Origin of the sequence: Parasphingomonas caseinilytica (genome assembly GCF_036663755.1) — a bacterium.
Taxonomy (GTDB): Bacteria; Pseudomonadota; Alphaproteobacteria; order Sphingomonadales; family Sphingomonadaceae; genus Sphingomonas.
Map to the genome: position 1 here is coordinate 1 of NZ_JAXOJL010000001.1, position 13,716 is coordinate 13,716.

The following is a 13,716-nucleotide window of genomic DNA, read 5'->3' on the forward strand; positions in this document are numbered from 1 at the left end:
ATCGTCTCGACCCGCAACTCGTCCGCCAACTGGCGTAACTGGCCAATTTCGAGGCGGCGAAGATCGGCGGGCATCGATACGGTATCGAGAAGCGGCGTGGGGCTGACGTCAGACATCGGCCCGGTCTAGACCACACCAAAACGCCTGTCGATTGCCCTGAGCGCCAAAGCGCGAAAGGTCAGGCCAAGGTGAAGCCAAAAACATTCCGTTCGAAGCGCCGATGAGGGCAGGCAGCATTGCTCGAATGCGGAGATGAGGCCGGCCGGACATGTCGGAGGTTGCCAGTTCCGTGGCGACGAACAGCTTAGCGGATGACCTCTTCGTAGCGGGAATCGAGTTCGATCGCGCGCTGTTCATCGGCCTCGGCTTTGCGCGTCTCGCCTTTTTGGCGGAGCAGGACACTACGGTAATACCGGTAACGCGCGCTGTTCGGGGCGAGGCGCACGGCCTGATCGAGATCGGCGACGGCGCGATCGAGATCGCCGCTGTTACCCAACGCCAAGCCGCGGTTGAGAAAGGCCGCCGGGTTGCGCGGCGCGAGGGTGATCGCGCGATCGAACGCGGTGATCGAAGCGGTCAATTCGCCCTGCCAGGCCAGCGACAGGCCGTCGGCGAATTGCGCCGCCGCGCGTCCTTCCGCGCCGGGCGCGGCGGGATCGACCTGCTTGCTGCAGGCGGCGAGGTTTCGTTTCGGGTCGTCGATCGTACAGGCGTTCCAGTCGCCGCGCCGGAGTGGCTTCGATGAGCGGACGCGTGATCCGGTTACGACGATTTCGTGGCCGTTGTCGTTGTCGTTCGTGGTGAAGCGCGCCGAGGCGACTGCTGGTGCTGGGGCCGCCGTTACTGCCTCGGCCGGGGCAGGCGGCGGTGGCGGTGGCGGTGGCGGTGGCGGTGGAGGCGCAGCATCGGCCAGTGCTTCGTTGCGCGCCTTCTCCGCTTGCGGCGAGGGCGCGCGTGGCATTGGAGCCGATACGGTCGGCGGGGAAAGCGCGGCGTCGGTGCCGATCGAGGACGACTCCGCCTTTGAAGACGCTCGTGTAGTCGGTGGCGGAGGAGGGACGATGGCCTCCGGCGCGGTGGATGTCGTGGCGGAATCGGCCGAAGTTTCCGCCGTCGGAGCAACATCGCGCTTCGGTGCCGCCGCTTCCCGTGCCGGCGGAGACAGGCCGAGATCGCCGGACCTCCATATCGGAACGCCGATCGTGACGACCAGCGCGATCCCGGCCAGAGCGGCGATCTGCGGCCGGCCGATCCAGCCGCGCGTGCGCTTCGGCGCAACCGTACGCGGCAAGCCTGCCACCGGAGCATCGCCCGGGGCATCGAAGCGCCGCATCGCCTCGCCGATCGCCGCCTCGCGCCGGGCAGGGCGGGGCGGGGGCGGATCGGGCAAAGCCGCCGCGAGATCGTCGTCGGTCGCCATCACATCGCCTGCATGGTCGTGAGCGGTCGGGCGCGGTGGGCGGGACGGAGCGGCATCTGCCGGGCCTTATAGCTTCAATTGCTGGCGGGTCGAATGGCCAGGAGGGTACGACGGCGAACCATCGCACCCACGGCCGGTCTTATTGCCCGGGTTGCGCCATCGCCCCCGCCGATTTGGCGGCGCGGACGAGCTGCACGAACTCGGAGCGATAGCCGAAACCGTCCTCGCCCCGCGCCCCCAGCGCGATCTTCAGAACGTCGTCATAGCCCATCGACCCGTTGTAGCGCCCGCCGCGCAGCAGTTCGGCGAACGCGGCGACGCCGGTGGCGAAGCGCGCGTCCTGTGGGGCGTCGCCGAAGCGGGCGACTTCCGAACTGCGGTCGATCGGCGTCGAGATCAGGCGGCTGGTGTTCGATTTCGGCAGTTTGTAGCGGATCTTGACGAAGCCGTACTCGCTCGCCCCCGGTTTCGCCGCGACTGCCACGGGCCTGGCGTAGCGCAGATCCCCGATCGCGCGCAGGCCGCCGACCGGCACGATCTCGTACAGGGCCGTCACCGTCTGGCCTGATCCGACATCGCCGGCATCGACCTTGTCGTTATCGAAATCCTCCCGGTTGAGCATGCGAGTCTCATATCCGATCAGGCGATATTCGGCGACGGTGGCGGGGTTGAATTCGACTTGGATTTTCACGTCCTTGGCGATCGGGAACAAGGTCGAGCTCGCCTCGTCCACCAACGTCTTCCGCGCCTCGCCGATCGTGTCGATATAGGCGGCCGCACCGTTGCCGTTCTGCGCCAGCGCCTGCATCAGCGCATCGTTGTAATTGCCCATGCCGAAGCCCAGCACCGACAGGAACACGCCCTTGCCGCGCTCGCGCTCGATATAGCCCTTCAGCTCGTCCTGATTGCTGATGCCGATGTTGAAATCGCCGTCCGTCGCCAGGATGACGCGGTTGACGCCCTTGGGATCGAGATTCGCCTTGGCCAATGCATAGGCCTGGCGGATACCCTCGCCGCCGGCGGTGCCGCCGCCTGCGCCCAGGCCGTCGATCACCGCCTTGATCCTGCCCTTCTGGCTGGCGGGCGTCGGGGCGAGCGCGGTGCTGGCATAGCCGGCATAGGTGACGATCGCGACGCTGTCGTTTCCGTCGAGCTGATCGAGCAGCATGGTCAGCGACTGTTTCACCAGCGGCAGCTTGTTGGGTTCGTTCATCGATCCCGACGTGTCGATCAGGAAGACGAGGTTCGCGCGCGGGCGGGTGGCGTGCCGGATCTCATAACCCTTGATGCCGATGCGCACGAGCTTGCGCCCCGCCATCCACGGGCTGGGAAAGACCGCGATATTGCTGGTGAAGGGCTGGTCGGCGGTGCGGGGGCTGGCGTAATCGTAGGGGAAATAGTTGATCATCTCCTCGGTCCGCACCGCCGCCGGTTGCGGCAGGACGTTGCGGTTCAGCGCGGCGCGCGCGAAGGCGTAGGAGGCGGTGTCGACGTCGATCGAGAAGGTGGAAACCGGTTCCTCGCGCACCGCCTTGAACGCGTTTTGCGCGACCGAGGTGAATTTGTCGCGGCCGACATCGTGATAGGGCGGCGGCATCATGTAGCTGCGTTCCATCGCTACGATCCGCGATCCGCTGACGATCAGCGGTGCCGGGGCGTTCAGAACCGGAGGCGGCGGCGGCGGTGGGGGCGGCGGCGGTGGAAAGGTGAATTCCGAACTCGCGACGTCTTGCGCGGTGCCGCGCGAAGCTTTCATACCGGTGACGATGATGTCGTTCGACGTCTCCGCTGCCGCATCGGACGGGGCGGCAGCGGGCGCGTCGACGCCGGTCTTGCTGCAGGACACGACGAGTATTGCGGCAAGACCGGTGGCGACCGCGCGGTGGAAACGGGGCATGGAGCTTCTCCCAGAGGACAGCGGCGCAGGATCGTCCGCATGTTCACTGGGACGCGCGGGCGGCGGATATCCTTGGGAAGTTTTTTCGAATTATTTTTGGGAGGGCATTTTAGGGAGAGAGGGCCCGCCGCCTAGCCACCCCATTTCCGTTCGTGCTGAGCCTGTCGAAGCACCTGCCCCGAACACGCCCTTCGACAAGCTCAGGACGAACGGGGAGTCGTTTGGCTGGAAAGAGCAAGTCAGCTCCCGATCATCCGCCGCACCTCGTGCATGCGCCAGGACACCGTCGCTTCCGCCACGCCGAGGATTTCGGCCGCTTCGGCGTGCGTCAATTGTTGCCCGGCGACCAGCACCGCCGCATCGCGATAGGCCGGTTTCAGCCGGGCGATCGCGCTTTTCAGCCAGATCGCGTCATAGGCATCGCGGCCATCGGGCGCCTGTGTGAGACCGGCGAGGACCGCCAGCCGATCGGTGAAGCCCGCGAACGAGCGCCGCCGCCGCCGGAAATCGCGCGCGGCGTTGAATACGATGCTGCACAGCCAAGTGGTGAACTTGGCGTCCCCGCGAAAGCCGTGGATCTTTTCGACCAGGGTGCAGCAAACGTCCTGCGCGATATCGTCGGCATCGGCGCGCGATCCGGTGAGTTGCCAGGCGAGGCCGTGGATGCGATCGTAATGCCGCCGCAGCAGCACGCCGAACGCCTCGCGATCCCCACCGATCGCAGCGGCGATCAGGTCCGGGTCGGGGCGGTTCGCGTCTTCGCCCATCAGCGCCGGCACCCGCACGCGGGCGACCATGGCGCGGCGGCGCTAGAGATTCCTGACCCGAATGTCGCCGCGCCCGCCACATTTCGCTCTGTGCATCATTCGCAGCGGGGACGCTATCGCGGAGAGGGGCAGGTTGTCGTCATCGCGCTCTTCCAACGGGGCATGGGGATCAACTCCGATTACGCGAGGAAATGCGCGACGAACCCGTAGCGGTCGCCGGGATAGACCTGCCGGGCATAGGTGATCCGCTCCGTCCCCCGCCACGTCCAGCGTTCGAGCTGCATGCAGGCCTGCCCCGGCACGACATCGAGCGCGGCGGCCAGCGCAGCGTCGGCATTGATCGCGGTGATGCGGTGCTCCGCCTCGGTCCACGCGACGTGATCGAGCAACCACGAGCCGGGCGGGTCGATCGCGAAATCGGCCTCGGCGGCGGACGGCACCACGTCCAGATTGATCAGGCGATATTCGAGCGCATAGGGCACGCCGTCGGCGATATGGCGGCAGTCCAACGCAAGGATGCTGCCCGCCCCGGAGGCCAGCAACACGCGGTCGTCGGCGGTCGCGCGGCGGGCCTCGCGGGTGTTCAATTCGAGGCCATAGACTTTGCCCTGAGCTGCGACTTCGCCGCGGATATCGGGGATTTCGAGTGCAGCGCGGTGGAAGCGCGGTGTGGCGACGAACGATCCGGCGCGGCGGCGGCGATCCAGCAATCCGGCTTGGGCGAGCGCGCCGAGCGCACGGTTCACCGTCATGCGCGAGCAGCCATAATCGGCCATCAATTCGTGTTCGTAGGGGATGCGGTGGCCGGGCCGCCATTCGCCCGACATGATCCGCGCCTCGATCTCGCGCCGGATCCGATCGTGGAGCGCGAGCGGCTTCATGCCAGCAGCGCTTTCATGACGTCGACATAGCGCGCCGCGATGCGATCCCGATCGTGGTGGCGGCCGGCGCTGACCATTTTGCGTCCGGCCCGCCACACGCCATCGATATGGTCGCGTGCGCCGCCGAATATCCAGCTGTCGATCAGTAAGTCGCCCTGCCGCCCGACCGACGCGGGATGATCGGGCAGGAACGAGACGATGTCCGCCGGTGCCCCCACGGCGAGGCCCGCGCCGGATGCGCCGAGCGCTTGTGCGCCGCCCTGGAACGCCGCGGTCCACATGGCCGCGCCGGTCGAGCGTCCGGGGCCGCCGGACAGTGCGTTGCGCATCTCGTGCGTCAGGCGCTGGCCGTATTCGAGCAGGCGCAGCTCCTCGGCGGCGTCGATCCGCACGTTGGAATCCGATCCGACCCCGAAGCGACCGCCCTGCGCCTGGAATGCGCGGGCCGGGAACAGGCCGTCGCCCAGATTGGCCTCGGTGATCGGGCACAGGCCAACAACCGCTTCGCTCCCCGCCAGCCGCCGCATCTCGGCCTCGTCGACATGCGTGGCGTGGACGAGGCACCAGCGGCGATCGACCTCGGCATGATCGAACAGCCAGTCAACCGGGCGCTGACCACTCCACGCCATGCAGGCGTCCACCTCGCGGGTCTGTTCTGCGATATGGATGTGGATCGGCGCGTCGGGTAGCAGGGCCGTCAGATGGGTCAGTTCATCCGCCGTCACCGCGCGCAGGCTGTGCGGGGCGATGCCGATCACCGCCTGATCCAGCCCGGCGAGCGCGTGGCGGCTGTCGTCGATCAGCCTGGCGAACCCGTCGAGATCGTTGACGAACCGGCCCTGCGCGGCAAGGGGCGCGGCGCCGCCGAAATCGGCATGGGCGTAGAATACCGGCAGGAGGGTCAGCGCGATGCCGCTGTCCTGCGCGGCGGCGGCGATGGCGGCGGCCATTGCGGCACGATCGTCATAGGCTCGGCCATCCGGCGCATGGTGCAAATAATGAAATTCGCCGACGCGCGTGAAGCCGCTTTCGAGCATCTCGATATAGGCTAAAGCGGCGATCGCCCGCAGCATGTCTGGGTCGAGCGCAGCGACGAAGCGGTACATCGTCTCGCGCCACGTCCAGAAACTGTCGTCGCTTCGGCCGGAGACCTCGGCAAAGCCGGACATGCCACGCTGGAAGGCATGACTGTGAAGGTTGGGCAGGCCGGGAATGGCCGGGCCGTAGCGATCTTCGCCGGGCGCTGGCGGCACGCCGGGCGTCACCGCCGCGATCAGGCCGTCGGCCATTTCGATCCGCACGTCCCGCCGCCAGCCTTCGGGCAGCAAAGCGGATTCGAACCAAGACGTCATGCGAATCTCCATCGGATGGACAGCACGGGATGGGCGTGGTTATGTATATACATATTCGATTCGGGCGCTACCCCGTCACGGAGTTGCCGATGTTGTGCGATCGCCTTTGGACCCGCGCCCGGATCGCGACCGTGCGCGCCGATCTGCCGGGATCCGGTGTGATCGACGATGCGGTGATCGCAGCGAAGGATGGGCGCATCGTCTATGCCGGCGCGGCGTCCGATGCGCCGGGCTTCACGGCGGCGGAAACGGTGGATTGCGGCGGCCGGCTGATCACGCCGGGGTTGATCGATTGCCACACGCACCTCGTCCATGGCGGCAATCGCGCGGTGGAATTCGAGCAGAAACTGGCCGGTGCTTCGTATGAGGAGATCGCGCGGGCTGGCGGCGGCATCCTGTCGACCATGCGCGCCACCCGCGCGGCGAGCGAGGACGATTTGGTCGCCAGCGCGCTGCCCCGGCTCGACGCGTTGATCGCCGAGGGTGTGACGACGGTCGAGGTCAAATCGGGCTACGGCCTGTCGCTGAACAGCGAACGCAAGATGCTGCGGGCGATCCGGGCGCTGGCCGATCGGCGCGACGTCGCGATACGCGCTACGTTCCTCGGCGCGCATGCCCTGCCGCCGGAATATGCCGGTGATGCGGATGGCTATATCGCCTCCATCTGCGACGAGATGCTTCCGGCGCTGGCGGGAGAGGGGCTCGTCGATGCGGTCGATGGGTTCTGCGAAGGCATCGGCTTCAGCCCCGAGCAGATCGCCCGCGTGTTCGAGGCCGCCGCCCGCCATGGATTGCCCGTGAAGCTTCATGCCGAGCAACTCTCCAACCTCGAAGGTGCGGCGCTTGCTGCGCAACATGGGGCATTGTCGGCGGATCATCTCGAACATCTCTCGACCGCCGGAGTCACTGCAATGGCGCAGGCGGGCACCGTCGCGGTGCTTTTGCCGGGCGCCTATTATTTCATGCGCGAGACGCATCTGCCGCCGATCGCCGCATTGCGCGACCGCGGCGTGCCGATTGCGCTGGCGACCGATTGCAACCCCGGCACCTCGCCGCTCACCTCGCTTCTGCTGGCGATGAACATGGCGGCGACCCTGTTCCGGCTGACGGTGGACGAGTGTCTGGCCGGCGTAACGCGCAATGCCGCGCGGGCGCTGGGGATGGCGGACGAGATCGGCACGCTGGAGGCCGGCAATTCCTGCGATCTCGCGATCTGGGATGTCGAGCGCCCGGCCGAGCTCGTTTATCGCATCGGGTTCAACCCGCTGCACGCCCGTATCTGGAGAGGGAAATGAATCGCGTGATCCTGAAAAGTGGCGACGTATCGCTGGCCGAATGGCGCGCGGTGTATCGCGGCGCGGACGTGACGCTGGATCCGGCATGCGGGCCGGTGATCGCGGCGAGCGCCGCCGCGGTGGAGCGCATTCTAGCCCGCGGCGAGCCGGTCTACGGGATCAATACCGGTTTCGGGAAGCTCGCCAGCGTGCGCATCGCGGCAGAGGATCTGGCGACGCTCCAGCGCAATATCGTGCTGAGCCATGCGGCGGGCACCGGCGAGCCCAGCCCGGTCGCGGTGATCCGTCTGATGATGGCGCTGAAGCTCGGCAGCCTGTCACAGGGCGCGTCGGGCGTTGCGCCGGCGACGATCGCGCTGATGGAGGCGATGCTCGCGCGTGGCCTGACGTCGGTGGTGCCGTGCCAGGGATCGGTCGGTGCCTCGGGCGATCTCGCGCCGCTCGCGCATATGGCGGCGGCGATGATCGGGGTCGGCGAGATGTTCGTGGACGGGCGGCGGGTGCCGGCGGCGGCGGCGCTGGCGGCGGCGGGCCTCGCGCCGCTCACGCTCGGGCCGAAAGAGGGGCTGGCGCTGCTCAACGGGACGCAATTCTCCTGCGCCAATGCGCTGGCCGGGCTGTTCGAGACGGAAACATTGTTCCGATCGGCGCTCGTCACCGGCGCGCTGTCGACTGAGGCGGCACGGGGATCGGACGCGCCGTTCGATCCGCGTATCCATCGCTTACGCGGCCATGCCGGGCAGATCGCAGTCGGCGATGCGTTGCGCGGACTGATGCAGGGATCGGCGATCCGTGCCTCGCATCTGGTCGGCGATACGCGCGTGCAGGATCCGTATTGCCTGCGCTGCCAGCCGCAGGTGATGGGCGCGGCGCTCGACATATTGCGCCAGGCGGCTACCACGCTAACGATCGAGGCCAACGGGGTAACAGACAATCCGTTGATCTTCGCCGATACGGATGAAGCGCTGTCGGGTGGCAATTTCCATGCCGAGCCGGTGGCGTTCGCCGCCGACATCATCGCTCTGGCGATCTGCGAGATCGGGTCGATCGCCGAACGTCGCATCGCAATGCTGGTCGATCCGGTGCTGTCCGGCCTGCCGGCGTTCCTGACGCCGAAGCCGGGGCTGAATTCGGGCTTCATGATCCCGCAGGTGACGGCGGCGGCTCTGGTGTCGGAGAACAAGCAGCGCGCCTATCCGGCCAGCGTGGATTCGATCCCGACCTCGGCAAATCAGGAGGATCATGTGTCGATGGCCGCACATGGCAGCCGGCGATTGCTGGCGATGGCGGAGAATGCGAGCGCGGTAATCGGGATCGAGGCGCTGGCGGCGGCGCAGGGCTGCGATTTCCATGCGCCTTTGCGGTCGAGCGACGCGCTGGAGGCGGCACGGGCGGTGGTGCGGGCGCGGGTACCGCATCTGGACGACGACCGGCATTTCCATCCCGATATGGAGGCCGCGAACGCACTCGTCCGGTCGGGCGCGCTGATCGACGCGGTCGGGGTCGATCTGCCGGGTCTGGCATGACAGATTGGCTGCAGGTTAAGCGAGGCGATGCGCCTTTGGTCGTGGCGTTTCCGCACACCGGCACCGATATTCCCGAAAGCATTGCAGGCCGGTTCCGCTCGCCTTGGTTGGCGCGCAAGGATGCCGATTGGTGGATCGACCGACTCTACGATTTCGCCGGGGAACTCGGCGCGACGACGATCCGCACGACGATCTCGCGCTCTGTGATCGACGTGAACCGCGATCCATCCGGCGTCTCGCTTTATCCGGGGCAGGCGACGACCGGGCTGTGCCCGACCGAAAGCTTCGATGGCGAGCCGTTGTATCGGGATGGCTTGGAACCCGATGCTGCGGAGATCGCCGGGCGGCGGGCGACGTGGTTCGATCCCTATCATACTGCGATCGCTACGGAATTGGAGCGACTGCGGGATGGGCATGACCGGGTCGTGCTGTACGATGCGCACGCGATCCGCTCGATCGTCCCGCGCCTGTTCGATGGCGAGCTACCGCAATTCAACCTCGGCACGTTCGACGGCGCGGCCTGCGCGCCCGAACTGACACGGGCAGTCGCGGCACCTTTGGCAACTTCCAGCTACAGCCACGTCGTCAATGGCCGCTTCAAGGGCGGGTGGACGACGCGCCATTACGGCCAGCCGGGGGCAGGGGGGCATGCGATCCAGATGGAACTCGCCTGTCGCGGCTACATGGCCGATCCGGCGGGCGCGATCGACGAGCGCAATTGGCCCTCGCCCTTTGACCCGGAAACTGCCGCGCCGTTGCGCATCATATTGCGCAACATGCTCACCGCCTGCATCGATTTCGCGAGAGGATCGTCATGACCCGCCTGGACAATAATCGCATCATCCGCGCCGCCACGGGCACCGACCTCAGCGCGAAAAGCTGGCTGACCGAGGCACCGTTGCGGATGCTGATGAACAACCTCCACCCCGACGTAGCGGAGAACCCGCAGGAACTCGTCGTCTATGGCGGGATCGGCCGGGCGGCGCGCGATTGGGAGAGTTTCGACCGCATCGTCGATACGCTGCGCCGGCTGGAGGATGACGAGACGTTGCTGGTGCAGTCGGGCAAGCCGGTCGGCGTGTTCCGGACGCATGCCGATGCGCCGCGCGTGCTGATCGCCAATTCCAACCTCGTGCCACACTGGGCGACGTGGGAGCATTTCAACGAACTCGATCGCAAGGGGCTGGCGATGTACGGCCAGATGACGGCTGGGTCGTGGATCTATATCGGCACGCAGGGGATCGTGCAGGGCACATACGAGACGTTCGTGGAGATGGGCCGCCAGCATTATGGCGGCAGCCTGGCGGGCAAGTGGCTGCTGACGGCGGGCCTTGGCGGGATGGGCGGCGCACAACCGCTGGCGGCGGTGATGGCCGGCGCGTCGTGCCTGGCGATCGAATGCCAGCCCAGCCGGATCGAGATGCGGTTGCGCACAGGCTATCTGGATCGTGTGGCGGGGACGATTGAGGAGGCGCTCGATCTTGTCACCAACGCGACATCGCCGATTTCGGTGGGCCTGCTCGGCAATGCGGCGGAGATTTTGCCCGATCTGTTCCGGCGCGGCGTGCGACCTGATCTGTTGACCGACCAAACGTCGGCGCATGATCCGGTGAATGGCTATCTGCCCGCCGGCTGGACGCTCGATCGGTGGTTCGCCGAGCGCGAACGCGATCCGGCGGTGGTGGCAGCGGCGGCGAAGGAGTCGATGGCGACGCACGTTCGCGCGATGCTAGATTTCCAGGCCGCGGGCGTGCCGACGGTCGATTACGGCAATAATATCCGCCAGGTGGCGCTCGATGCTGGCGTGACCGACGCGTTCGATTTTCCCGGCTTCGTGCCGGCCTATATCCGTCCGTTATTCTGTCGCGGGGTCGGGCCGTTCCGCTGGGTCGCTCTGTCCGGCGACCCCGAGGACATCTACAAGACCGACGCCAAGGTGAAGGAATTGCTGCCGGACGATGCGCATCTGCATCGCTGGCTCGACATGGCGCGCGAGCGGATCCGGTTTCAGGGCCTGCCGGCGCGGATCTGCTGGGTGGGCCTGGGCGACCGGCATCGGCTCGGTCTGGCGTTCAACGAGATGGTCGCGAGCGGCGAACTGAAGGCTCCGGTGGTGATCGGGCGCGATCATCTCGATAGCGGATCGGTCGCCAGCCCCAATCGCGAGACCGAGGCGATGCGTGACGGGTCCGATGCGGTGTCCGACTGGCCGTTGCTCAACGCGTTGCTCAACACCGCGAGCGGAGCGACCTGGGTGTCGCTGCATCATGGCGGCGGCGTGGGCATGGGGTTCTCGCAACATTCCGGCATGGTGATCGTCGCCGATGGCACCGAAGCGGCGGCGAAGCGGCTGGCGCGGGTGCTGTGGAACGATCCCGCCACCGGCGTGATGCGTCACGCCGATGCGGGATATGAGGATGCGATTGCCTGCGCCGGGAAGCAGGGACTGGATCTGCCGTCGATTTAAAGCGGCAGGCCCACATAATTCTCGGCGATCGCGGTCTGCATCGCTTGCGATTGCGCGACGTAATCGAGTTCGGCGATCTGCATTCGCCGCTCGAATGCGCTGTCCTCCGGGAAGCGGTGCATCAGCTTGGTCAGATACCAGCTGAACCGTTCGGCCTTCCAGATACGGGCGAGCGCTTTCGCCTGATAGCCGATCAGGCCGCTCTCATCGCCGCGATAGTGCGCGATGAAGGCGTCGGAGAGATAGGCGATGTCGGATGCCGCGAGGTTCAGGCCCTTGGCGCCGGTCGGCGGCACGATGTGCGCCGAATCGCCGGCGAGGAAGAGCCGGCCGTGGCGCATCGTTTCGAACACGTACGAGCGTAACGGCGCGATCGAGATTTCCAGCGCGGGGCCGCGAACCACCGGGCGGCTGGCGAGCGGAGCGAAGCGGCGTTCGAGTTCGTCCCACAGCCGGTCGGCGGGCCAATCCTCGACCCGCTCGGTCAGCGGCACCTGGATATAATAGCGGCTGCGGGTCGGAGACCGCATCGAGGCGAGGGCGAATCCGGCGTCGGTGTTCGCGTAGATCAGCTCGTCATGGCACGGCGGCACGTCGGCGAGAATGCCGAGCCAGCCGAAGGGATATTCGCGTTCGTACTCGCAGGCGACCGCCGGGATCGTCTTGCGCGACGGCCCGTGGAAACCGTCGCAGCCGGCGATGAAATCGGCCTCGATCCGCTGCGTCGCGCCGTCTTTGGTGTAGGTCAGGAAGGGCGAATTGCCGGTCACGTCGTGCAGCACGACGTCTTTCGCCTCGAATACGATTTCGAGATCGCGGTCGGGCGCGGCGGCGATCAGGTCGCGCGTGACTTCGGTCTGGCCGTAGACGGTGACGGGCTGGCCGGTCAGCGCGCTGACATGGATCCGGATCAACGCGTCGTTATGTGCCAGATTGAAGCCGTGCTCGGTCAGTCCCTCGGCGTTCAGCCGCGCGTCGATCCCGAGCCGATGGAGCAGATCGGTCGTCGTCCGTTCCAATACGCCGGCGCGGATGCGGCTCTCGACATAGGCCCGGTCCTGTCGCTCCACGATCACGCAGGCGATACCGGCGGCGCGCAGCAGATGGCCGAGCAACAGTCCGGCCGGGCCGGCACCGACGATCGCGACCCCGGTCTTTCGTGGCGTGGTCACGCCAGCTGTTTCTCGAGCGCGTCCAGCACGCGGTAGCACGGCAGGACCTGCGCGACCGACGAGTTCGGCTCGCGCCCTTCGCGGATCGCGGCGATGAATTCGCGGTCCTGCAACTCGATGCCGTTCATCGACACCGAGACCTTGGAGACGTCGATCTGCTCCTCTTTGCCGGTGAACAGATCGTCGTAGCGCGCCAGATACGTGCCGTTGTCGCAGATGTAGCGGAAGAAGGTGCCGAGCGGCCCGTCATTGTTGAAGCTGAGCGAGAGCGTGCAGATCGCGCCGCTTTCCGCCTTCAACTGGATCGACATGTCCATCGCGATGCCGAGCTCGGGATGGATCGGTCCTTCGATCGCGTTGGCCTTGACGATCGGCCCGGCCTGATAGGCGAACAGATCGACCGTATGCGCGGCGTGATGCCAGAGCAGGTGATCGGTCCAGGACCGCGCCTCGCCCTTCGCGTTCATGTTCTTGCGGCGGAAGAAATAGGTCTGCACGTCCATCTGCTGGATCGCGATCTCGCCCGCGACGATCCTGTCGTGGACGAATTGGTGGCTCGGATTGAAGCGCCGCGTGTGGCCGACCATGCAGGTGAGGCCCGTTTCGCGGCTCTTGGCCAGCACCGCCTCGGCATCGGCCAGACTGTCGGCGAGCGGGATTTCGACCTGTACGTGCTTGCCGGCATCCATGCACTGGATCGCCTGCGCCGCGTGCATCTGCGTCGGGGTGCAGAGGATCACGGCATCGACATCGTCGCGCGCGAGCGTCTCGGCGAGATCGGTCGTTGCGTGGCCGATGCCGTATTTCGCGGCGATCTCCTGCGTCGGTTCGAGGCGGCGGCCGACGAGGCTGGTGACTTCGACGCCGTCGATGAGTTTCAGGCCGTCGAGATGCTTTTCCCCGAATGCGCCGGCTCCGGCGAGGGCGATTTTCATGCGA

General features: G+C 66.7%; 11 protein-coding genes. 4 read left to right on the forward strand and 7 right to left on the reverse strand.

Annotated features, from left to right (window positions below):
* Window positions 1-304: 304 nt before the first annotated feature.
* The 5 genes from U1738_RS00005 to U1738_RS00025 form a co-directional block, all read right to left on the reverse strand.
* The gene (locus U1738_RS00005; RefSeq protein WP_332786990.1) at window positions 305-1,420 is read right to left on the reverse strand and encodes a tetratricopeptide repeat protein; all 1,116 of its coding nucleotides are present in this window, start codon (window positions 1,418-1,420) and stop codon (window positions 305-307) included.
* Between the two features lie 139 nt (window positions 1,421-1,559).
* A complete protein-coding gene (locus U1738_RS00010) occupies window positions 1,560-3,317 on the reverse strand; it encodes a vWA domain-containing protein (RefSeq protein WP_332786991.1) in 1,758 nt (585 codons plus the stop codon).
* Window positions 3,318-3,556: 239 nt separating this feature from the next.
* Window positions 3,557-4,114 (reverse strand): RNA polymerase sigma factor, encoded by a 558-nt coding sequence (locus tag U1738_RS00015; protein ID WP_332786992.1) that lies wholly within the window; start codon window positions 4,112-4,114, stop codon window positions 3,557-3,559.
* Between the two features lie 149 nt (window positions 4,115-4,263).
* The gene (hutC, locus tag U1738_RS00020) at window positions 4,264-4,965 is read right to left on the reverse strand and encodes a histidine utilization transcriptional repressor HutC (RefSeq protein ID WP_332786993.1); all 702 of its coding nucleotides are present in this window, start codon (window positions 4,963-4,965) and stop codon (window positions 4,264-4,266) included.
* Complete coding sequence (locus tag U1738_RS00025) at window positions 4,962-6,317, reverse strand: formimidoylglutamate deiminase (RefSeq protein WP_332786994.1); 1,356 nt, start codon at window positions 6,315-6,317, stop codon at window positions 4,962-4,964. The genes hutC and U1738_RS00025 overlap by 4 nt, the downstream gene beginning before the upstream one ends.
* 89 nt (window positions 6,318-6,406) lie before the next feature.
* On the opposite strand from U1738_RS00025, the gene hutI reads away from it, so the two are divergent.
* Genes hutI through hutU form a run of 4 tightly spaced genes read left to right on the forward strand, consistent with a single transcriptional unit; the run spans window position 6,407 to window position 11,605 of the window.
* Window positions 6,407-7,612 (forward strand): imidazolonepropionase, encoded by a 1,206-nt coding sequence (gene hutI / locus U1738_RS00030; protein ID WP_332786995.1) that lies wholly within the window; start codon window positions 6,407-6,409, stop codon window positions 7,610-7,612.
* Entirely contained in the window at window positions 7,609-9,138 is a 1,530-nt protein-coding gene (hutH, locus tag U1738_RS00035; protein ID WP_332786996.1) for a histidine ammonia-lyase, read from the forward strand. The genes hutI and hutH overlap by 4 nt, the downstream gene beginning before the upstream one ends.
* The gene (gene hutG / locus U1738_RS00040; RefSeq protein WP_332786997.1) at window positions 9,135-9,956 is read left to right on the forward strand and encodes an N-formylglutamate deformylase; all 822 of its coding nucleotides are present in this window, start codon (window positions 9,135-9,137) and stop codon (window positions 9,954-9,956) included. The genes hutH and hutG overlap by 4 nt, the downstream gene beginning before the upstream one ends.
* Window positions 9,953-11,605: a urocanate hydratase gene (gene hutU / locus U1738_RS00045; protein ID WP_332786998.1), complete on the forward strand. Its 1,653-nt coding sequence runs from the start codon at window positions 9,953-9,955 to the stop codon at window positions 11,603-11,605. Before hutG ends, hutU begins: the two co-directional genes overlap by 4 nt.
* Here hutU and pobA read toward each other — a convergent pair.
* A complete protein-coding gene (pobA, locus tag U1738_RS00050; RefSeq protein ID WP_332786999.1) occupies window positions 11,602-12,777 on the reverse strand; it encodes a 4-hydroxybenzoate 3-monooxygenase in 1,176 nt (391 codons plus the stop codon). The two genes, hutU and pobA, sit on opposite strands and share 4 nt — an antisense overlap.
* Window positions 12,774-13,712 (reverse strand): Gfo/Idh/MocA family oxidoreductase, encoded by a 939-nt coding sequence (locus U1738_RS00055; RefSeq protein WP_332787000.1) that lies wholly within the window; start codon window positions 13,710-13,712, stop codon window positions 12,774-12,776. The genes pobA and U1738_RS00055 overlap by 4 nt, the downstream gene beginning before the upstream one ends.
* Window positions 13,713-13,716: the final 4 nt, after the last annotated feature.